Consider the following 19,592-nt stretch of genomic DNA (forward strand, 5'->3'; position numbering starts at 1 on the left):
GAATACCAAAACGCTGTTTTAGCTTTCTGTTGCATTTTCCGCGCAGGGTATCGTCCCCGGTTGAAAATTAGCCATGCATCACACACTTTATCGAGCCAATAGCACCTAATGGCCCGCCATTTTTATTTATTGTTAATCCACCCACTCTTATTTCTTGCTGTCGGACGCTGTTATTCATCCGGGAAATAAAAGGACGAAAGGAACCCGCGATGTTAAATTTTAATGAAAAATCAATTAAAGACATTCGCTTTTTTCTGCAGCGAATACAGGATCGTATTTATACGCCCGTGGCGTCATTATCCGTCACCGGTTTTATTACGCCGGAGCCCGTGCCTTTCGCCGAACGTGAGCAAGGTACCCGGCATATTTTTATCCCCGGTGAGCGCTGGGGAACACTCTGGGATTGTGCCTGGGTTAACGTTACCGGAAAAATACCCGAGGACGTTCAGGGCAACAGTCTGGTGATGCTGTTTGACTGCGGCGGCGAGGCGCTGATCGTCGATGAAAGCGGTACACCACTGCGGGGATTAACCAACGTTGATTCCACGTTTGAGCGCAGTCTGGGCCTGCCAGGAAAAACCGTCTGGCCGCTTTCATCCTGCGCAGGCCGCTCTAAATCCGTTGATCTGTGGCTGGATCTCGCCTGTAACGACCTGTTTGGGGAGCAGCGGCGCGGTGTGCTGGAGAAAGCATGCATCGCCGTGTGCAACGAACCGCTGCGCGATCTCTACTACGACGCCTGGGTCCTTTTTGACTTATTACAGTGCCTGGAAGAAAACACGCCGCGGGCAAAACGGCTGCTGGTGTGTCTCGAACGCGCCCTCAATCAGCTCACCGATGAACGGGAGGCGACTATCGCGCAGTGTCGCCGCCTGCTGGCGACCGAACTCGCCCGCAAAGGCGGTGATGCGCCTCTCAGTATTACCGGTATCGGCCACGCGCATATCGATCTGGCGTGGCTATGGCCCATTCGGGAGACAAAACGTAAGGGGGCCAGGACTTTCGCCACCGCAGTCGAATTACTGGCGCGTTATCCGGATTATTATTTTGGCGCCAGCCAGCCGCAGTTATTCCAGTGGATCAAAGAAGATTATCCGCAGCTTTTCGCGAAAGTAAAAAATGAGGTAGCCGCCGGCCGTTTTGAAATTCAGGGCGATATGTGGGTGGAGGCAGATACCAATATCCCGTCGGGGGAATCGCTGGTACGGCAATTTTTATACGGGCGTAAATTCTTCCGCCGGGAATTTTCGCAGGTCACCGGCATGTTATGGCTGCCCGATGTGTTTGGCTATAACGCGAATTTACCGCAAATCATGAAAAAATCCGGCGTGGATTATTTTATGACCCAGAAGTTGTCATGGAATGAACACAATAAATTCCCGCATCACACCTTCAACTGGGAAGGTATCGACGGCAGCACCGTGCTGGCGCATATGTTACCAGAGGAAACCTATAACAGCCCGGCGGCACCGCGCAGCATTAAGCTTATTGAGCAGAATTATCAGGAGGCGGGCGTCTGCGATCGCGCCCTGATGCTGTTTGGCATTGGCGACGGCGGGGGAGGCCCAGGCCCGGAACACCTTGAGCGTCTTATGCGCATGAAAGATCTACAGGGTATTTCCCCTGTCACTCAGGGTAAAGCGATTGATTTTTTCCGGCATATTGCCCGGCATCAGGTCGATTATCCGCGCTATAAAGGCGAGCTTTATCTGGAAAAGCACCAGGGCACATTGACTACGCAGGCGCAAAATAAGTTCTACAACCGTAAAATGGAACAGGCGTTACGAAATCTGGAGTTTGCGGCCAGCCGCGAATATTTCTACGGCGACATGGACTATCCCGCCGACGATATTCAGACGCTGTGGGAAGAAACGCTGCTGTATCAGTTCCACGATATTCTGCCGGGCTCGTCCATTAAACGGGTTTATGATGAATCCGTGGCGCGATATAAAAGTATGCTCGCACGCATTGAGACGCTCACCCAGGCCTGTCTTGCGGCGTTCGCGGCATACACCCCTGCCGGCCCTGACCAGCTGATTGTGCACAATACCACCGGCTTTGCGCGCAGCGCCTGGTTGCAGGTGCCCGGCGGCGTTAAACAACTGACCATTCCGCCGTTTGGCTACGCATTACTGGATGCTGGTTCCCCGCAATGCCCGCCGATGCTGGTCGCTGAAAATCAGCGTCTTGAAAACGCGCTGCTGTGCGTGTGGTTTAATGACGACGGCACGATCGGGCAAATTGACGACAAAGCGGCGGGGCGCTCGCTGTTAAAACCCGGCACCTGCGCTAACCGGCTGGCGGTGTATGAGGATATTGGCGGCGACTGCTGGGATATGAATATCACCTGGCGTAACCGGCAACCGCAGGCGTTTATTCTGACGGAGGTAAAGGCTTACCTCGATGGGGCGACCGCGATAGTCGAACAGCATTATCAGTACGGTTACTCCGCGCTGGTGCAGAAAATCACCCTGACCGCTGACAGTAAACGTCTGGATTTCCACACCAGGCTCGACTGGCAGGAAGATTTAAAAATGCTGCGCACCGCCTTTGAGGTCGATATTCGCAGCGACGTCGTTACCTGTGATATTCAGTTCGGGAAAATCCAGCGCGCCGCCAGAATGAATACGGTATACGATGCCGCGCAGTTTGAAATTTGCGCCCATAAATGGATCGATTATTCAGAGCGTGACTACGGCGTTGCATTAATGAATGACTGTAAATACGGCCATTATGCGAAAAATGGCGTTCTGGACCTGCATCTGGTGCGGGCGCAGAATCATCCTGGTATTCATGCCGATCGCGGGGAGCACGTTTTTTCTTATGCGCTGTTTCCCCATTGCGGCGATGAAGTTGAAGGCAAGGTTAATCGCGAAGCGACGCTGTTTAATAATCCGCTGATCATTGCGGCCAGCGACGGCGAAACGAAAAAAGACGCGCAAAAACCTGTCAGTTTTATCGCCTGCGATTCCGCGCATATTTGCGTGGAAACCATTAAAAAAGCTGAAGAGCGCGCGGCGCTGGCAATCAGGCTCTACGAGTTCGATGGTTGCCATGCCACGGCGCAACTGACGCTGCCCGCGACGGTTGCCCGCTGTGTGCTGACGAACTTAATGGAAGAGGGCGATGAAGCGGTGCCAGTGACCGACGGTAAAATTACGCTGGTCTTTACGCCCTTTGAGATAAAAACAGTGCTGCTATATAGCGATTAAAAAGGTGCGCGATACCCGGCCCGCGCGGGCCGGGTCATTTCACTACCAGCGGGAGGCCGCCTTTTTGAGTAAACGGTCGGCGTGTACGACAAACTCATCCGCCGCCTGATCAGCAGTGCGCTTGCCGTAATCGATATTTTCCCTCGCTTCGATAAACCACGACTGCAATTGCTGATCCTCCATCCAGTGGGTCGCCACCGATTCCGATGACAACGTTTTTGCCCGATTCATACCGGCAACGGAAGGATTATCGTTATTAAGCGTGCCATCGTCGGTCAGGGTTTTAATGGCAATCTTGCTCAGGGGAATACCATTTTCCAGCTTAATTGTGGCAATAGCTTCGGGATCGTTGAGCAGAAAATTAATCAGCATTGCCGACTCTTTCGGATGTCGGGTATTTTTGCCAATTGCATAGGTTAACGAGACTTTGAAATAGGCGCTGGCGTTGGTCGCGCCCGGCAACATAATATAAGTCCCGGACAGCAGTTTTGCTGGCGGCGCTAATTTCTGAGAGTAATACTGCACCGTCACGTTCCAGGTATAAACGCCAGCCCACATGCCCTCTTTCCAGTATTTGCTGTCGGCGAAATCAAACTGTCCAAAAGAGGCGAGATATTTTGGAGCCGGGATCACATGATCGTTTGCCAGACGTTCAACAAAGCGAAACGCTTCCCGCCACTGCGCCTCGCTCCAGCCCAGTTTTTTGCCATCCGCCGTAAACATCGGCACATTATATTTTTGCGACATATAGCAGTTCATCATCAGGAATACATCCTGATTGTTCGCCATCAGCGGATAATAGTTATCGCCGAATTTCTCTTTAAATACCTTGCCTGCCGCAAACAGTTCCTCCCAGGTGGTGGGATAGTCCAGACCCGCTTTTTTCCAGCTTTCGGTATTGTAGTAAAAACCGGGCACGTTCATGGAAAGCGGAATAGCGGTTAGCTTGTCTTTTATTGTGGTGGTTTGCAAATCCGCAGGAGAAAACTGGCTTAAATCCAGCTCATCTTTCAACTGGTTAAGATCGTAAAAGCCATCGCCATTGCGGGAGAATGTCGGCAGCCAGGGCCAGTTGATTTGCATCACATCCGGCTCTTTATTGCCGGAGATTTGCGTGGTCATGCGCGACAGATACCCATCCCAGCCCATGTATTCCCCGGTGACTTTAATACCGGGATAACGTTTTTCAAACGCGGCGATGGCTTTTAACATGACGTTGTGGCGGGTTTTTCCTCCCCACCACGACATCCGCAATTGCACCTCATCCTGGGCTAATGTCTGGGTGGCAGAAAATAAAAAAACGGAGTAACACAAACCGGTAAGAAGCATTTTCTTCATTATGTATTCCTGTAATAACAGGCTAATGAGATAGCATTCGACCTCAGCAATTTATTTGCTCAAATAATATCTATTCCCTGAATAATTGATAAAAATAAGGCCACAAAAGAATAAAATGTTAACCGGTAGGATGATGCCCAATAAATGCTATTGGCGGGGGAGTTATGTGAGCGGGCTTAGCGAATTCGAAGAATAATATTGTGGATGTCCCCGGCCCGCAGGCCGGGGATAAGGCTGATTAATGCGCGCGGCCCTGGTCGATGCCAATACCGGTTTGCGAACGGATAAACTGGGCGCGGAACTTCTCGCGTTCCAGTTTCCCTTCCGCCGTATTGTCGGTTGCCGAGAACACCCAGATACCGATAAATGCCACCGCAATGGAGAACAGCGCCGGGTACTCATACGGGAAGACCGCACTGGCGTGGCCGAGGATCTGCACCCAGATAGTCGGGCCAAGCACCATCAGTACGACAGCGGTGATAAGCCCCAGCCAGCCGCCAATCATCGCGCCACGCGTGGTCAGTTTCGACCAGTACATCGACAGCAGAATGATCGGGAAGTTACAGCTTGCCGCAATCGAGAACGCCAGGCCGACCATAAAGGCAATGTTCTGATTTTCGAACAGAATACCCAGCAGGATGGCGATCACCCCCAGCACCAGCACGGTGATTTTTGACACCCGCAGTTCGTCACGCTCGGTCGCGCCTTTACGGAAGACGTTGGCGTACAGATCGTGTGATACCGCCGATGCGCCTGCCAGGGTCAAGCCCGCCACGACCGCGAGGATAGTCGCGAAAGCCACCGCCGAGATAAAGCCGAGGAACAGGTTGCCGCCCACGGCGTTAGCAAGGTGCACCGCCGCCATGTTATTGCCGCCAATCAGCGCGCCAGTGGCATCTTTAAACGCCGGATTTGCGCCCACCAGCATGATCGCGCCGAAGCCGATAATAAAGGTCAGAATGTAGAAGTAACCCATAAAGCCGGTGGCGTAAAACACGCTTTTGCGCGCTTCACGGGCATCGCTGACGGTAAAGAAGCGCATCAGAATGTGTGGCAGGCCGGCGGTACCAAACATCAGGCCCAGCCCCAGCGATAGCGCAGAGATCGGATCTTTCACCAGCCCGCCCGGACTCATGATCGCCGTGCCTTTCGGGTGCACCGCCATCGCTTCGGTAAACAGGTTATTGAAGCTGAAACCGACATGACGCATCACCATAAAGGCCATAAAGCTGGCACCGAACAGCAGCAGCACGGCTTTGATGATCTGCACCCAGGTGGTGGCCAGCATGCCACCGAACAGCACGTACATCACCATCAGCACGCCCACCAGCACCACGGCGATGTGATAGTTCAGGCCAAACAGCAACTGGATTAATTTACCCGCGCCCACCATCTGGGCGATCAGATACAGCGCCACCACCACCAGCGAACCGCAGGCAGACAGAATGCGGATCGGTCCTTGCTTCAGGCGGTACGACGCCACATCAGCAAAGGTGTAGCGCCCGAGGTTACGCAAACGTTCAGCGATCAAAAACAGAATGATCGGCCAGCCAACCAGGAAGCCCAGCGAGTAAATCAGGCCATCGTAGCCGGAGGTAAACACCAGCGCGGAAATGCCGAGGAAAGACGCGGCAGACATGTAATCCCCGGCGATCGCCAGGCCGTTTTGCAGGCCGGTAATGTTACCGCCTGCGGTGTAGTAGTCGCTGCGGGTACGGGTACGTTTCGACGCCCAGTACGTGATCATCAGCGTAAAGGCGACGAACACCACGAACATGATGATCGCCTGCCAGTTCGTCGGCTGGCGCTGCACCGCGCCGGTCAGGGCATCAGCCGCCTGCGCGGAGAAAGGGAGTGTGGCGGCGGCCGCCGTCAGTAATCTCTTCATGGTGCATTTACCTCACGGATCACGGCATTGTTCAGTCGGTCAAATTCATCGTTCGCCCGCCAGACGTACACGCCGGTTAGTACGAACGAAATCAGGATGACGCCGACGCCAATGGGAATGCCGCGCGTAACGCTGGTGCCCGCATACAACGGGGTACCCAGCCAGCCAGGCGCGAAGGCGATAAGCAGGATAAAGCAGACATAAATCGCCAGTACGATTAGTGACAAAATGACGGCAAACCGTTGCCTTTTTTCGACCAGTTCCCTGAAATGCGCGTTGTTTTCTATCCGTTGATAAATAAGCTCATTCATCACAGATTCTCCAGAGGCTCCCTGTGTCTTTCGCGCCGCAGGTGCGTTGGCCGCGCTCGCCCACGCCCAGTCACATAGTGAACTATGCTCCAGGGGATGTGCTCGCTTGCCGCCTTCCTGCAACGCGAAATCCTTCGGGATGGTTTTTATATTTTCCCTCCCGGTAAAAGGAGGGGTAGGGTAGGATTTACTGGCCCGATAAGCAGTGCGCCATCGGGCATTTATCGTTATGACGGCATCGTAATGCCCTGTTTTTCTTCCAGCAGTTTTTCCACTACGCCCGGATCGGCGAGGGTTGAGGTATCTCCCAGGTTGCTGGTGTCACCGGCGGCGATTTTGCGCAGAATGCGGCGCATGATTTTGCCGGAGCGGGTTTTGGGCAGCGAATCGGTCCAGTGCAGAATATCCGGCGTCGCCAGCGGGCCTATCTCTTTACGCACCCAGTTGCGCACCTCGGTATACAGCTCCGGCGACGGTTCTTCACCGTGATTCAGCGTCACATAGGCATAAATCGCCTGGCCTTTAATATTGTGCGGAATGCCCACCACCGCCGCTTCGGCGATTTTCGGGTGCGACACCAGCGCCGACTCGATTTCTGCCGTGCCCAGACGGTGACCGGAGACGTTCAGCACATCGTCCACCCGTCCGGTGATCCAGTAGTAACCGTCTTCGTCACGGCGCGCACCGTCACCGCTGAAATACATATTCTTGAAGGTGGAGAAGTAGGTCTGCTCGAAGCGCTCATGATCGCCAAACAGCGTGCGCGCCTGACCTGGCCAGGAATCGACAATCGCCAGGTTGCCCTCGGTGGCACCGTCCAGCGGATTGCCTTCGTTATCCACCAGCGCCGGTTGCACGCCGAAGAACGGCAGGCTGGCGGAACCGGCTTTCAGTTCGATGGCGCCCGGCAGCGGCGTGATCATGAAGCCGCCGGTTTCCGTCTGCCACCAGGTGTCCATGACCGGGCAGTTTTCCTTGCCGATTTTCTTCCAGTACCACTCCCAGGCTTCCGGGTTGATCGGCTCGCCAACGGAGCCAAGGATGCGCAGCGAGGAACGGTCAGTCCCCTCAATCGCCTTATCGCCTTCCGCCATCAGGGCGCGGATCGCTGTCGGCGCGGTGTAGAGAATATTGACCTGATGCTTATCCACCACCTGCGCCATACGCGCTGGCGTCGGCCAGTTCGGCACGCCTTCAAACATCAGGGTGGTCGCACCGCAGGCCAGCGGGCCATACAGCAGATAGCTGTGGCCGGTCACCCAGCCGACATCGGCGGTACACCAGTAAATGTCGCCCGGATGGTAATCGAAGACGTATTTGAAAGTGGTCGCCGCATACACCAGATAACCGCCAGTGGTGTGCAGCACGCCCTTCGGTTTACCGGTGGAGCCAGAGGTATAAAGGATAAACAGCGGATCTTCGGCGTTCATCGCTTCCGGCTGGTGGTCGCTGCTGACGGTCGCCATCACATCGTGCCACCACAGATCGCGGCCTTCCTGCCAGTCGATAGTGCCGCCGGTGCGTTTAAACACCACCACGTTTTCAATGGTGGTCACCGCCGGATTTTTTAACGCATCATCGACGTTTTTCTTCAGCGGGATGCTGCGCCCGGCACGCACGCCTTCATCGGCGGTGATCACCAGCCGTGAGCTGGAATCCACAATACGCCCGGCGACCGCTTCCGGCGAGAAACCGCCAAAAATAACTGAATGCACCGCGCCAATGCGTGCGCAGGCCAGCATCGCCACCGCCGCTTCCGGCACCATCGGCATATAGATCGCCACCACATCGCCTTTTTTGATGCCCAGTTTCAGCAGGACATTGGCAAAGCGGCACACTTCGCCGTGCAGTTCGCGGTAAGAGATATGTTTGCTCTGGCTGGCGTCGTCGCCTTCCCAGATAATCGCCGTCTGATCGCCACGGTCAGCCAGGTGGCGGTCCAGGCAGTTAGCCGCCAGGTTGAGCTGGCCGTCTTCATACCATTTAATCGAGACGTTGCCAGGCGCAAAAGAGGTGTTTTTCACCTTCTGATAAGGCGTGATCCAGTCCAGAATTTTACCTTCCTCACCCCAGAAGGCGTCAGGATCGGTGATGGATTGCTGATATTTCGCTTGGTATTGTTCTGCATTAATCAGGCATTTTTCCGCGATCTGCGCGGGAATAGGGTGTTTATGGATTTGGCTCATGGCTTTTGTTCTCCTTGTAGGATGTTAATAATATGTCACACAAACGTTAATAGTAGGGGTTTTGGGAGCTTTGTTTACTTTTTGGGCGGCAGATCACGCATTGCTTGAGTGTATGAAAATGCAGCAGATGATGCTTAGAAGGGAAATAATTTACGATAAGGACTATTGCGATTACAGGAATTAAAAATTCCTCTATAACAAATAGTTATGCAAGATAACTGGCATAAAATTCGCTTATTGAGAAAGAATCCAGTGAAAGCCCCTGAACGTAAAGGGTTGCACCGGATACCGCGCAAATGGTACTGATAATGCGCGTTAAAAATCCCCCGCTTTTGAAAGAAACGCTAACCATACCCCGTTCAGTATGTCTCATTTATGAGCATGGAATAGCGCTTCATTAAGGATGTCACTCGTTATGAAAAATGTGAAAGTCAGCCTGGCCTGGCAGATTTTGCTGGCCCTGGTGCTGGGTATTCTTCTGGGTAGTTACCTGCATTACCAAAGCGACAGCCGTGAATGGCTGATTGCAAATCTCCTGTCCCCGGCAGGTGATATTTTTATTCACCTGATCAAGATGATCGTCGTGCCTATTGTGATTTCCACCCTTATTGTGGGGATTGCCGGCGTTGGCGATGCGAAGCAACTGGGGCGTATTGGCGCGAAAACTATTCTTTATTTCGAAGTGATCACTACAGTGGCCATTATTCTTGGCATCACACTGGCGAATGTGTTCCAGCCGGGCGCGGGCATTGATATGTCGCAACTGGCCACGGTGGATATTTCGAAATACCAGAGTACAACGGCAGAAGTGCAGAGCCACGCTCATGGCCTGATGGGCACCATTTTGTCACTGGTGCCGACCAATATCGTGGCGTCGATGGCGAAGGGCGATATGCTGCCGATCATCTTCTTCTCGGTGCTGTTTGGCCTCGGCCTGTCGTCGCTGCCTTCCGCGCACCGTGAGCCGCTGGTGACGGTGTTCCGTTCCATTTCCGAAACCATGTTTAAAGTCACCCATATGGTGATGCGTTATGCCCCGGTGGGCGTGTTCGCACTGATCTCAGTGACGGTGGCAAACTTTGGTTTCGCCTCGCTGTGGCCGCTCGCGAAGCTGGTGATCCTCGTGTATGCCGCGATTGTGTTCTTCGCGCTGGTGGTACTGGGTGCGGTGGCGCGGCTGTGCAAATTAAGCATCTGGACGCTGATCCGCATTCTGAAAGAGGAGTTAATTCTCGCCTATTCCACCGCCAGTTCGGAAAGCGTGCTGCCGCGCATTATCGAGAAGATGGAGGCCTACGGCGCACCGGCGTCGATCACCAGCTTTGTGGTGCCGACCGGTTACTCCTTTAACCTCGATGGCTCGACGCTGTACCAGAGCATCGCGGCGATCTTTATCGCCCAGCTGTACGGTATTGAGCTGTCGCTGGGGCAGGAGATCATTCTGGTGCTGACGCTGATGGTGACCTCCAAAGGCATCGCAGGCGTACCGGGCGTCTCCTTTGTGGTGCTGCTGGCGACGCTGGGCAGCGTCGGGATCCCGCTGGAAGGGCTGGCATTTATCGCCGGTGTTGACCGTATCCTCGATATGGCGCGTACGGCGCTGAACGTGGTGGGTAATGCGCTGGCGGTGCTGGTGATCGCCAAGTGGGAACACAAATTTGACCGCAAAAAAGCGCTGGCTTACGAGCGCGACGTGCTGGGCAAATTTGATAAAACCGCGAACTCCTGAGCGGCTTCAAAAAATGCCCGGTGGCGCGTCGCTTACCGGGCCTACAGATTACGCCACCGGCCCGGCAAGCTTGCGCCGCCGGGCATTCCGACACGCCACCCACCCAGCGCGGGCCCGAGATGTCGGCGTAGGCCCGGCAAGCTTGCGCCGCCGGGCACTATCCCTCACCTGTTACCCCATCGCGCTCTCGCGCAGACTGGCTTTTAACTTATCGTACTCGGCGATCACATACTGTTCCGCGGCACGCTGGTCGGCAATCCGCTCAACGTTGACGGCGCAGTACTTGTACTCCGGCGTTTTGGTTATCGGGCTTAAGTTCTCCGTCACCAGCTCGTTACAGGCACCAATCCACCACTGGTAGGTCATATAAATCGCGCCTTTATTCGGGCGATCGCTGACCTGCGCGCGGGTGATGATGCGACCTTTGCGGGAGTTCACCCAGATCAGCGCTTCATCTTCGATGCCCAGACGCGCCGCGTCGGCGGTGTTGATCTGCGCATAGCCCGGTTCATCCGCTAACGCCGCCAGTGCCGCACAGTTGCCGGTCATCGAACGACAGGAGTAGTGGCCCACTTCGCGCACCGTCGACAGCACCAGCGGATACTCCTCGGTTAGCTTGTCGACAGGCGGCACCCAGTCGCAGGTGTAGAACTTCGCCAGCCCCGTATCGGTTTCAAACTTCTCTTTAAACAGGTATGAGGTGCCCTGGTCGGCGTCCGACGTATCGCGGCACGGCCACTGGATATACCCCAGTTCGCCCATCTTGTCGTAGGTAGCACCGTAGAAGTCCGGGCACAGATGACGCAGCTCATCCCAGATCTCCTGGGTGTTGTTGTAGTGCATCGGGTAACCCATGCGGGTGGCGATTTCGCTGATGATCTGCCAGTCCGTTTTCAGATCCCACTTCGGCTCGACCGCTTTAAAGAAGCGCTGGAAACCACGGTCAGCGGCGGAATACACCCCTTCATGTTCGCCCCACGACGTTGACGGCAGAATGACATCCGCCGCCGCGGCGGTTTTGGTCATAAAGATGTCCTGGACGATCACCAGTTCGAGATCCTCAAAGCCTTTGCGCACCGCCGACAGCTCGGCGTCGGTTTGCAGCGGATCTTCCCCCATGATGTAGGCCGCGCGCACTTCACCATGGGCCGCCCGATGCGGCAGCTCGCTGATGCGATAGCCGGTATGCGCCGGCAGGCTGGCGACGCCCCAGGCTTTGGCGAATTTCTCGCGGTTTTCCGGTACGTGCACATATTGATAGCCAGGATAGGTATCCGGCAGCGCACCCATATCACACGCGCCCTGCACGTTATTCTGCCCGCGCACCGGGTTAACCCCCGCGTGTGGCTTGCCGAGGTTCCCGGTCAGCATCGCCAGGCTGGTCAGGGAGCGCACGGTTTCCACCCCCTGATAGAACTGGGTGACGCCCATGCCCCACAGGATCGCCGCGCTTTTCGCCCCGGCATACAGCCGTGCGCAGGTGCGGATCTGCTCGGCGCTGACGCCGGTGATCGCTTCCACTGACTCCGGCGGATAGCCTTCAACAATCTTTTTATACTCGTCAAAATCCTGCGTACGCGCGGCCACAAAGGCATGGTCGTAGAGATCTTCGCTGATAATCACGTGCCCGATGGCGTTAAGCAGCGCAATATTCGAGCCGTTTTTCAGTGCAATGTGCATATCCGCAATGCGCGCGGTTTCAATTTTGCGCGGATCGCAGACGATAATTTTCGCCCCGTTCTTTTTCGCGCGGATCACATGGTTAGCGACGATAGGGTGGGAATCCGCCGGGTTGTAGCCAAAAATAAAGACCAAATCCGTGTTATCAATTTCTGTGATGGCATTACTCATTGCGCCATTACCGACCGACTGGTGCAGACCTGCAACCGATGGGCCGTGTCAGACGCGCGCGCAGCAGTCAACGTTATTGGTACCAATAACGGCGCGCGCGAATTTTTGCATCACATAGTTGGTTTCATTGCCGGTACCACGTGACGAACCGGTGGTCTGGATGGCGTCAGGGCCATGCTTCGCTTTAATGGCGGAAAGTCGGCTGGCGACGTAATCCAGCGCTTCATTCCAGGATACAGATTCCAGTTTGCCGCCGCGCTGGCGACGGATCATCGGGGTTTTCAGACGGGGGGTGAGGATCTGGGTATCGTTAATAAAATCCCAGCCATAATAGCCTTTCAGACACAGGGTACCCTGATTGGTTTTCCCCTGCGCCGCTTCCGCCCGGACGATTTTCCCGTTATCGACCACCAGGTTGATTTTGCAACCTGAGGCGCAATAGGGGCATACCGTGACGACTTTTTTCATCGGACTCGCTCCAGTTTTCAATTCGCGCATACGCGCGCTCGAACCCGTAATGCAGGTTGCATGCCACATTGTTGGTGCGGGTATTGGTAGGGTGCAGGACGGGAGTGGGCGTGAAAACCCTGACGAAACGCGCGCCGTCGTCAGATTTGACGTGTCGAACGACGCATAACAAAAAAGCCGCTTAAAAGCGGCGTCTGGCTGGACGGGGTACCTTCAGACTCTCGCCAGTATAACGGCCATTGATGAGCCTGATCTCTCCGGACTCAAGCTTATTTCTTACGTCCTCTCCGGCAATGGCCTGCAACTGTTTACCCATCTTCAGGGCGAGCCGTTCGGCGGAAGTGATCTGCTGGTTAATAACGTTCAGTGGTGACGACATATCCTCTTCCTCCTGTGGCAACATCGCTATAGGCCTGCCATCCCGGAAACAAATCGCGAAATAGCTTACTTCCGGGACAGCCATCGACGCCAAGCGCTCTGCTGTAAAGATCCACTAAATCCGTTTTACGTAGCCCGGTTGGGTCGCTGGCAGCCGAAAAGACATAGGCTCCGGCGTTCGAGATACTATAGTGCTCAAGAATTATACTTGCAACGTTGAACAGGACGCGCCCGCCTGCCACGCCGGGATGCACAATATGCCTGAACGCATTGAAATCCAGCGTGTGTAGATCGATCTCGTCAAATATGACTCCCCTGACTCCGGTTTCTGGAAAGCGAAATGCGGGATTCACCGCCAGGATGCTGATGCCTTTGCGCATCAAATCGTGCATGGTTTGTATTTCTTCGAAGCCCACCGCAAAGATTTTATTGCTGGCAGAAAACGGGCGGTAAACCATCCCGTTACCAAAATGATCGTTAAAGGGTGGGTCCCACTGGATCGGGTTATTCACATCGCCTCTCCCTGGAAAAAGTGCCTGTCATTCAACCAGCTACGCAGCGGAACCGCAATATGACCGGGAGGGTCTGGAATCAGACAACGCACACCACCGTTTCTTCTATACCTTCTCATACCCAAAAAGCGTTATTGCCCGCCACTTGCGCCACATCAACATTTTGGTGTGATCAATTCTTATAATCATCATACTTTTCCTGCACAGGTTCCCTGTCGTGTTTACACTCCGCTTGATGCTCACCGGCGTACTGCTCTGTTTCTCAGCCCTCGCCTTCTCTCAGACTGACCCGACGACGCTCACCACCGCCTGGCCGGTAAACGTTGGCCCGCTCAATCCTCATCTTTACACCCCTAACCAGATGTTCGCCCAAAGTATGGTGTACGAACCGCTGGTGAAATACACCGCGGATGGCGGTGTGGCCCCGTGCCTTGCCACGCGCTGGACGCACTCCGCTGACGGGAAAACCTGGGTTTTTACCCTGCGCGAAAACGTCACCTTTTCCAATGGCGAGCCTTTTAATGCCGACGCCGCGGTAGCGAATTTCCGCGCCGTGCTGGATAACCGCGCACGGCACAGCTGGCTGGAGCTGGTGAATCAAATCACTGATGTCAAAGCCCTCGGCCCGCTGCAACTGCAAATCACGCTGAAAAGCGCCTACTACCCCTTTTTACAGGAGCTGGCGCTGCCGCGACCGTTCCGTTTTATCGCCCCGTCGCAGTTTGTCGATGGCGGCACGAAGCAGGGTATCAAAGCGCCAGTCGGCACCGGGCCGTGGATGCTGCACTCATCGCGGCTGAATCAGGACGATGTCTTCGTGCGTAACCCGCACTACTGGGGTAAAGCACCGGCGATCGACAAAGTGGTGGTGAACGTCATTCCCGATCCCACCAGCCGCGCCATTGCGTTTGAAACCGGAGAGGTCGATCTGCTGTACGGCAGCGACGGGTTGTTACCCCTCGACACCTTCGCGCGCTTTAGCCACAACCCGGCCTACCACACGCAGCTTTCTGCGCCGGTGGAAACGGTGATGCTGGCGCTCAACACCCGGCACGGTCCTACCCGGGAGCTGGCGGTGCGCGAAGCGCTCAATTATGCGGTGGATAAAAAAACCATGATCGCCACCGCGCTCTATGGTACGCAGCAGGTGGCGGATACGCTGTTCGCCCCGTCGGTGCCCTATGCGAATATCGGCCTTAAACCGCGGGGCTACGATCCGGCCGAGGCCCGCGCCCTGCTTGATAAAGCAGGCTGGACGCTGCCCGCCGGAAACGCTATCCGCGAGAGAAACGGCGAGCCGCTGCGCATTGAACTGGCGTTTACCGGTACCGATGCCGAAAGCAAAGCGATGGCGGAGATTATTCAGGCGGATCTGCGCAAAATCGGCGTCGATGTTCAACTTATCGGCGAAGAAGAGAGCAGTATTTACGCCCGCCAGCGGGACGGGCGCTTCGGCATGATTTTTAACCGCACCTGGGGCGCGCCTTACGATCCCCATGCGTTTATGAGTTCCATGCGCGTGCCGTCCCATGCGGATTACCAGGCGCAGCTGGGGTTGCCGGATAAAGCGCGGATCGACCAGGAAATCGGTCAGGTGCTGACGCAGCAGGATGAAACCACCCGCCAGGCGCTGTACAAAGACATTCTCACCCGGCTGCATCAGGATGCGGTGTATCTGCCGCTCAGTTATGTGTCGGTGATGGCGGTATCGCGGCCTGAACGGGGAGCCATCCCCTTCGCGCCGATGGCGTCGGAGATCCCTTTTGAACAGCTGAAACCGGTGGCGCAGCCATGATGCTGACATGGGTAGTACGTCGTCTGCTGCTGCTGATCCCGATCCTGCTGGCGGCGTCGCTGCTGGTTTTTCTCATGCTGCATCTTGGCGTCGGCGATCCGGCGATGGACTATTTGCGCCTCTCCGGCGTGCCGCCAACGCCGGACGTGCTGGCCGCTACCCGGGAGATGCTCGGGCTTAACGCGCCGCTGCCGGAGCAGTACTGGCACTGGCTGATCCGCGCCGCGCAGCTGGATTTCGGCGTTTCTTACGCCACTCAACGTCCGGTGCTCGACGATCTGCTGCATTTTCTGCCTGCCACGTTGCAGCTGGCGGGACTGGCGCTGGTGATGATCCTGGCGATCTCCGTGCCGCTCGGTATCTGGGCGGCGCGTTATCCCAATCGTCTGCCGGATCATATCGTGCGCGCGATCGCTTTTCTTGGCGTCTCGATGCCCAATTTCTGGCTGGCATTTCTGCTGGTGATGCTCTTTTCCGTGAAGTTGAACTGGCTACCGGCAATGGGCTACGGCGGCTGGCGTTACATGATCCTGCCGGCGGTTTCGATCGCCTTTATGTCGCTGTCGATCAACGCCCGTCTGCTGCGCAGCAGCATGCTGGAAGTGGCGGGGCAACGGCATGTCACCTGGGCGCGGCTGCGGGGCTTAACGGCGGCGCAAACCGAGCGTCACCATGTGCTGAAAAATGCCGCCGTTCCGCTGGTCACCGCGCTGGGGATGCATATCGGCGAGCTGATTGGCGGCACGCTGATCATCGAAAGCATTTTTGCCTGGCCAGGCGTCGGGCGTTACGCCGTCTCCGCCATTTTTAACCGCGACTACCCGGTGATCCAGTGCTTCACCCTGCTGATGGTGACGGTGTTTGTGATCGGCAATTTGCTGGTGGACATGATCAACGCGGCGCTGGATCCGCGCGTGCGCCGCCACGAGGGACACCCCGCATGAAGACAGGATTTTTTGCTCGCTGGCCGGTGCGCCTGTCGCTTTTGATTATCGCGCTGCTGCTGCTGATTGCGCTGACCAGCCAGTGGTGGCTGCCGTTCGATCCGCTGGCCATTAATCTGCCGGAGCGGCTGCTGTCGCCGGACAGTCAGCACTGGCTGGGCACCGATCATCTGGGCCGCGATATTTTCAGCCGTTTGCTGGCGGCGACGCGCATTTCCCTCGGCGCGGTGCTGCTCTGCCTGTTGCTGGTGCTGACCATCGGCATGATCGCCGGTGGCGCGGCGGGGCTGCTGGGCGGGCGCACCGATCAGCTGATCATGCGAATCGCCGATCTGTTTATGACCTTTCCCACGTCGATCCTGTCGTTTTTCCTGGTGGCGATCCTCGGTACTGGCATCACCAACGTGATCATCGCCATCGCCCTGTCGCACTGGGCCTGGTATGCGCGCATGGTGCGCAGTCTGGTGCTGTCGCTGCGTCAGCGGGAGTTTGTGCTGGCGGCGCGTCTCGCCGGGGCCAGTCGGGTACGGATTTTTATCGAGCACATCAGCGGTGCGGTGCTGCCGTCGCTGCTGATCCTCGCCACGCTCGATACCGGCCACATGATGCTGCACATCGCCGGTATGTCGTTTCTCGGCCTGGGCGTCACCGCGCCCACGCCGGAGTGGGGCATCATGATCAACGACGCGCGGCAGTATATCTGGACGCAGCCGCTGCAAATGTTCTGGCCAGGCCTGGCGCTGTTTATCAGCGTGATGAGTTTTAACCTGGTGGGCGACGCGCTGCGCGACCATCTCGATCCCGGCTGGGCCGCGCAGGAGAGCCATTAATGAACACGCTGACCCTCGACGGGTTTTCCTTTAATGCCGCCGATACCTGTCTGGTGGATAACGTCTCGCTGACCCTGCATCGGGGCCGGGTACTGGCGCTGGTGGGCAACAGCGGCTGCGGCAAATCGCTGACCTGCAACGGCGCGCTGGGCGAACTGCCGCCGGGCGTGCGGCGCACTGCCGGGCAGGTGCTGCTCGACGGCAGGATCGTAACGGCAAGCGCGTTGCGCGGCAGGCTGGTGTCCTGCGTGATGCAAAACCCGCGCAGTGCCTTTAATCCGCTGCGCACTATTCGCGATCACGCCAGGGAAACCTGTCAGGCGCTGGGTAAAAACGGCAGCGATGCGCTGCTGCTGGCACGGCTGGCGGATGTCGGGCTGGAGCAGGCCGCCCGCGTGCTGTCGCTCTATCCCTTTGAGATGAGTGGCGGCATGTTACAGCGGGTGATGATCGCGCTGGCGCTGCTCGGCGATGCGCCCTTTCTGTTTGCCGATGAACCGACCACCGATCTCGATGCGGTGGCGCAGGCGCGCATTCTCGATGTGCTGGCAGATGTCATGCAACAGCGCGCGCCGGGCATGCTGCTGGTGACGCACGATATGGGCGTGGTGGCGCGGCTGGCCGATGACGTAGCGGTGATGGAGCAGGGGGGGATTGTCGAGCAGGGCACAGTGGAAGCGATCTTTTACCGCCCGCAGCATCCGCTTTCGCGGCGGCTGGTCAGCGCCCATCTTGCGCTCTATGGCGAGGAGTTACCGCAATGACGCTGATCGCTATTCACCAGGTTTCCCACGGTTACACCTCCGCAGGGCTGTTCCGGCGCGGGCAGAAAAAAGCCGTGCTGGACGACATTTCTCTTGAGATCCGCGCGGGGGAAACTCTGGCGCTGCTCGGGCGCAGTGGCTGCGGCAAAAGCACGCTGGCGCGGCTGATCGCCGGGCTGGAAAAACCGCAGCGCGGCGAGGTGTCCTATCAGGGGCAGAATATTCACCGTCTGGCCCGCGCCGATGCACAGCGTTTTCGCCAGGATGTGCAGATGGTGTTCCAGGATGCGCTGAGCGCGGTCAATCCGCGTAAAACCGTCGCCGAGATTATTGCCGAACCGCTGCGCCACCTGACCACCCTGTCGGCCGCGGAACAGCTCGCGCGTATCCGCGCGACGCTTGCCAGCGTGGAACTGGACGCGACGTTCCTCGGCAAACTGCCGTCTCAGCTCAGCGGCGGGCAACTCCAGCGCGTCTGTCTGGCCCGCGCGCTGGCGGTACAGCCGAAATTACTGGTGCTGGACGAGGCGGTGTCGAATCTCGATCTGGTACTCCAGGCGCATATCGTCGCGTTGCTAAAGCAGCTCCAGACGCAGCTCAACATCGGCTTTCTGTTTATTACCCACGATCTGCGGCTGGTGAAGCGCTTCTGTCAGCGTGTGATGGTGATGGACGACGGCCACATTATCGAAACCCGTCCGGTGGATGCGCAACTGTGCTTCGCCACGCCTGCCGGGATCGCTTTACAGCAGGCGGTATTGCCTGCTTTTCCGCTACGCTAACAGAAGGACATTGTATGCAGCGCATCACCATCACCATTGACGACGATTTACTCGAAACGCTCGATCGCCTGAGGGACAAACGCGGCTACCAGAGCCGCTCGGAAGCGCTGCGGGATATTGTGCGGCAGTCGCTGGCGGAAGAAGCCGCGACCGAAGCCGAGCAGCACGGCTATGCGGTGCTGAGCTATGTCTATGAACATGAAACCCGCGAACTGTCATCACGGCTGGTGGCCGCCCAGCATCAGCACCATGATCTGTCGGTGTCGACGCTGCACGTTCACGTCAGCCATGACGACTGTCTGGAAGTGGCGATCCTGAAAGGCAATTTGCAGGCGATTCAGCGTTATGCCGATGAGATCATCTCCCAGCGCGGGGTGCATCACGGCCATTTACAGTGCATTCCGGATTAGCGACTGCGCCCGGCGGCGCAAGGCTTGCCGGGCCTACAGGTTCACCCTTTGCAGGCCGGGTCAACACGTAGATACTGTTATGCCATGCAAGCATTTTCCTCATGCAGCGTGGCATCGAACGGGCGTCCTGATTTCAGGACGCCATACGCCACCTGGGCAAGTTTACGCATCATCGCCCCGATTATCAGCTTCGC

The 19,592-nt window shown here is 56.6% G+C and carries 15 protein-coding genes; 8 read left to right on the plus strand and 7 right to left on the minus strand.

Translation table 11 applies throughout. The features are described from left to right. Window positions 1-209: 209 nt before the first annotated feature. Entirely contained in the window at window positions 210-3,212 is a 3,003-nt protein-coding gene (locus KW828_RS17480; protein WP_218337579.1) for a glycoside hydrolase family 38 C-terminal domain-containing protein, read from the plus strand. A 42-nt stretch (window positions 3,213-3,254) separates the two neighbouring features. Here the strand turns inward: KW828_RS17480 and KW828_RS17485 are convergent, their stop codons facing one another. From KW828_RS17485 to acs, 4 genes are all read right to left on the minus strand, one after another. Continuing rightward, the gene (locus tag KW828_RS17485) at window positions 3,255-4,550 is read right to left on the minus strand and encodes an ABC transporter substrate-binding protein (protein ID WP_218337580.1); all 1,296 of its coding nucleotides are present in this window, start codon (window positions 4,548-4,550) and stop codon (window positions 3,255-3,257) included. A 238-nt stretch (window positions 4,551-4,788) separates the two neighbouring features. Beyond that, complete coding sequence (gene actP / locus KW828_RS17490; protein WP_218337581.1) at window positions 4,789-6,438, minus strand: cation/acetate symporter ActP; 1,650 nt, start codon at window positions 6,436-6,438, stop codon at window positions 4,789-4,791. Continuing rightward, window positions 6,435-6,749, minus strand: coding sequence for a DUF485 domain-containing protein (locus KW828_RS17495; RefSeq protein ID WP_218337582.1), 315 nt, complete (start codon window positions 6,747-6,749; stop codon window positions 6,435-6,437). The genes actP and KW828_RS17495 overlap by 4 nt, the downstream gene beginning before the upstream one ends. 227 nt (window positions 6,750-6,976) lie before the next feature. Continuing rightward, entirely contained in the window at window positions 6,977-8,935 is a 1,959-nt protein-coding gene (acs, locus tag KW828_RS17500; RefSeq protein ID WP_218337583.1) for an acetate--CoA ligase, read from the minus strand. A gap of 415 nt (window positions 8,936-9,350) precedes the next feature. Between acs and gltP the strand changes: the two genes are divergently transcribed. Continuing rightward, the gene (gene gltP, locus KW828_RS17505; RefSeq protein WP_218337584.1) at window positions 9,351-10,664 is read left to right on the plus strand and encodes a glutamate/aspartate:proton symporter GltP; all 1,314 of its coding nucleotides are present in this window, start codon (window positions 9,351-9,353) and stop codon (window positions 10,662-10,664) included. Window positions 10,665-10,835: 171 nt separating this feature from the next. On the opposite strand, the gene fdhF is transcribed toward gltP, so the two are convergent. From fdhF to KW828_RS17520, 3 genes are all read right to left on the minus strand, one after another. Then, on the minus strand, window positions 10,836-12,983 hold the full coding sequence (fdhF, locus tag KW828_RS17510; RefSeq protein ID WP_218337585.1) for a formate dehydrogenase subunit alpha: 2,148 nt from the start codon (window positions 12,981-12,983) through the stop codon (window positions 10,836-10,838). Window positions 12,984-13,164: 181 nt separating this feature from the next. Then, window positions 13,165-13,362, minus strand: a complete 198-nt coding sequence (locus KW828_RS17515) for a hypothetical protein (protein ID WP_218337586.1) — start codon at window positions 13,360-13,362, stop codon at window positions 13,165-13,167. Further along, window positions 13,337-13,873, minus strand: a complete 537-nt coding sequence (locus tag KW828_RS17520; protein ID WP_218337587.1) for a hypothetical protein — start codon at window positions 13,871-13,873, stop codon at window positions 13,337-13,339. Before KW828_RS17520 ends, KW828_RS17515 begins: the two co-directional genes overlap by 26 nt. 235 nt (window positions 13,874-14,108) lie before the next feature. Between KW828_RS17520 and nikA the strand changes: the two genes are divergently transcribed. From nikA to nikR, 6 genes are read left to right on the plus strand one after another with little or no spacing between them, the layout of a single operon-like run. Continuing rightward, the gene (gene nikA / locus KW828_RS17525) at window positions 14,109-15,668 is read left to right on the plus strand and encodes a nickel ABC transporter substrate-binding protein (RefSeq protein ID WP_218337592.1); all 1,560 of its coding nucleotides are present in this window, start codon (window positions 14,109-14,111) and stop codon (window positions 15,666-15,668) included. Beyond that, window positions 15,668-16,612: a nickel ABC transporter permease subunit NikB gene (nikB, locus tag KW828_RS17530; RefSeq protein WP_218337593.1), complete on the plus strand. Its 945-nt coding sequence runs from the start codon at window positions 15,668-15,670 to the stop codon at window positions 16,610-16,612. Before nikA ends, nikB begins: the two co-directional genes overlap by 1 nt. Then, entirely contained in the window at window positions 16,609-17,442 is an 834-nt protein-coding gene (gene nikC, locus KW828_RS17535) for a nickel ABC transporter permease subunit NikC (protein ID WP_218337588.1), read from the plus strand. The genes nikB and nikC overlap by 4 nt, the downstream gene beginning before the upstream one ends. Then, complete coding sequence (gene nikD / locus KW828_RS17540; RefSeq protein WP_218337589.1) at window positions 17,442-18,206, plus strand: nickel import ATP-binding protein NikD; 765 nt, start codon at window positions 17,442-17,444, stop codon at window positions 18,204-18,206. Before nikC ends, nikD begins: the two co-directional genes overlap by 1 nt. Next, window positions 18,203-18,988: a nickel import ATP-binding protein NikE gene (nikE, locus tag KW828_RS17545; RefSeq protein ID WP_218337590.1), complete on the plus strand. Its 786-nt coding sequence runs from the start codon at window positions 18,203-18,205 to the stop codon at window positions 18,986-18,988. Before nikD ends, nikE begins: the two co-directional genes overlap by 4 nt. 14 nt (window positions 18,989-19,002) lie before the next feature. Continuing rightward, window positions 19,003-19,398, plus strand: coding sequence for a nickel-responsive transcriptional regulator NikR (gene nikR, locus KW828_RS17550; protein ID WP_218337591.1), 396 nt, complete (start codon window positions 19,003-19,005; stop codon window positions 19,396-19,398). Window positions 19,399-19,592 lie beyond the last annotated feature (194 nt).

The sequence above is a fragment of the Enterobacter sp. ENT03 genome, assembly GCF_019218745.1.
Classification (GTDB): domain Bacteria; phylum Pseudomonadota; class Gammaproteobacteria; order Enterobacterales; family Enterobacteriaceae; genus Enterobacter_D.

What these genes read in the sequence shown, in the direction of transcription:
- acs (WP_218337583.1), bottom strand. Translation starts at nt 8,935, where the DNA reads ATGAGCCAAATCCATAAACACCCTATTCCCGCGCAGATCGCGGAAAAA.
- KW828_RS17495 (WP_218337582.1), bottom strand. Translation starts at nt 6,749, where the DNA reads ATGAATGAGCTTATTTATCAACGGATAGAAAACAACGCGCATTTCAGG.
- KW828_RS17485 (WP_218337580.1), bottom strand. Translation starts at nt 4,550, where the DNA reads ATGAAGAAAATGCTTCTTACCGGTTTGTGTTACTCCGTTTTTTTATTT.
- gltP (WP_218337584.1), top strand. Translation starts at nt 9,351, where the DNA reads ATGAAAAATGTGAAAGTCAGCCTGGCCTGGCAGATTTTGCTGGCCCTG.
- nikA (WP_218337592.1), top strand. Translation starts at nt 14,109, where the DNA reads ATGCTCACCGGCGTACTGCTCTGTTTCTCAGCCCTCGCCTTCTCTCAG.
- KW828_RS17515 (WP_218337586.1), bottom strand. Translation starts at nt 13,362, where the DNA reads ATGTCGTCACCACTGAACGTTATTAACCAGCAGATCACTTCCGCCGAA.
- actP (WP_218337581.1), bottom strand. Translation starts at nt 6,438, where the DNA reads ATGAAGAGATTACTGACGGCGGCCGCCGCCACACTCCCTTTCTCCGCG.
- nikB (WP_218337593.1), top strand. Translation starts at nt 15,668, where the DNA reads ATGCTGACATGGGTAGTACGTCGTCTGCTGCTGCTGATCCCGATCCTG.
- KW828_RS17480 (WP_218337579.1), top strand. Translation starts at nt 210, where the DNA reads ATGTTAAATTTTAATGAAAAATCAATTAAAGACATTCGCTTTTTTCTG.
- nikD (WP_218337589.1), top strand. Translation starts at nt 17,442, where the DNA reads ATGAACACGCTGACCCTCGACGGGTTTTCCTTTAATGCCGCCGATACC.
- nikR (WP_218337591.1), top strand. Translation starts at nt 19,003, where the DNA reads ATGCAGCGCATCACCATCACCATTGACGACGATTTACTCGAAACGCTC.
- nikC (WP_218337588.1), top strand. Translation starts at nt 16,609, where the DNA reads ATGAAGACAGGATTTTTTGCTCGCTGGCCGGTGCGCCTGTCGCTTTTG.
- nikE (WP_218337590.1), top strand. Translation starts at nt 18,203, where the DNA reads ATGACGCTGATCGCTATTCACCAGGTTTCCCACGGTTACACCTCCGCA.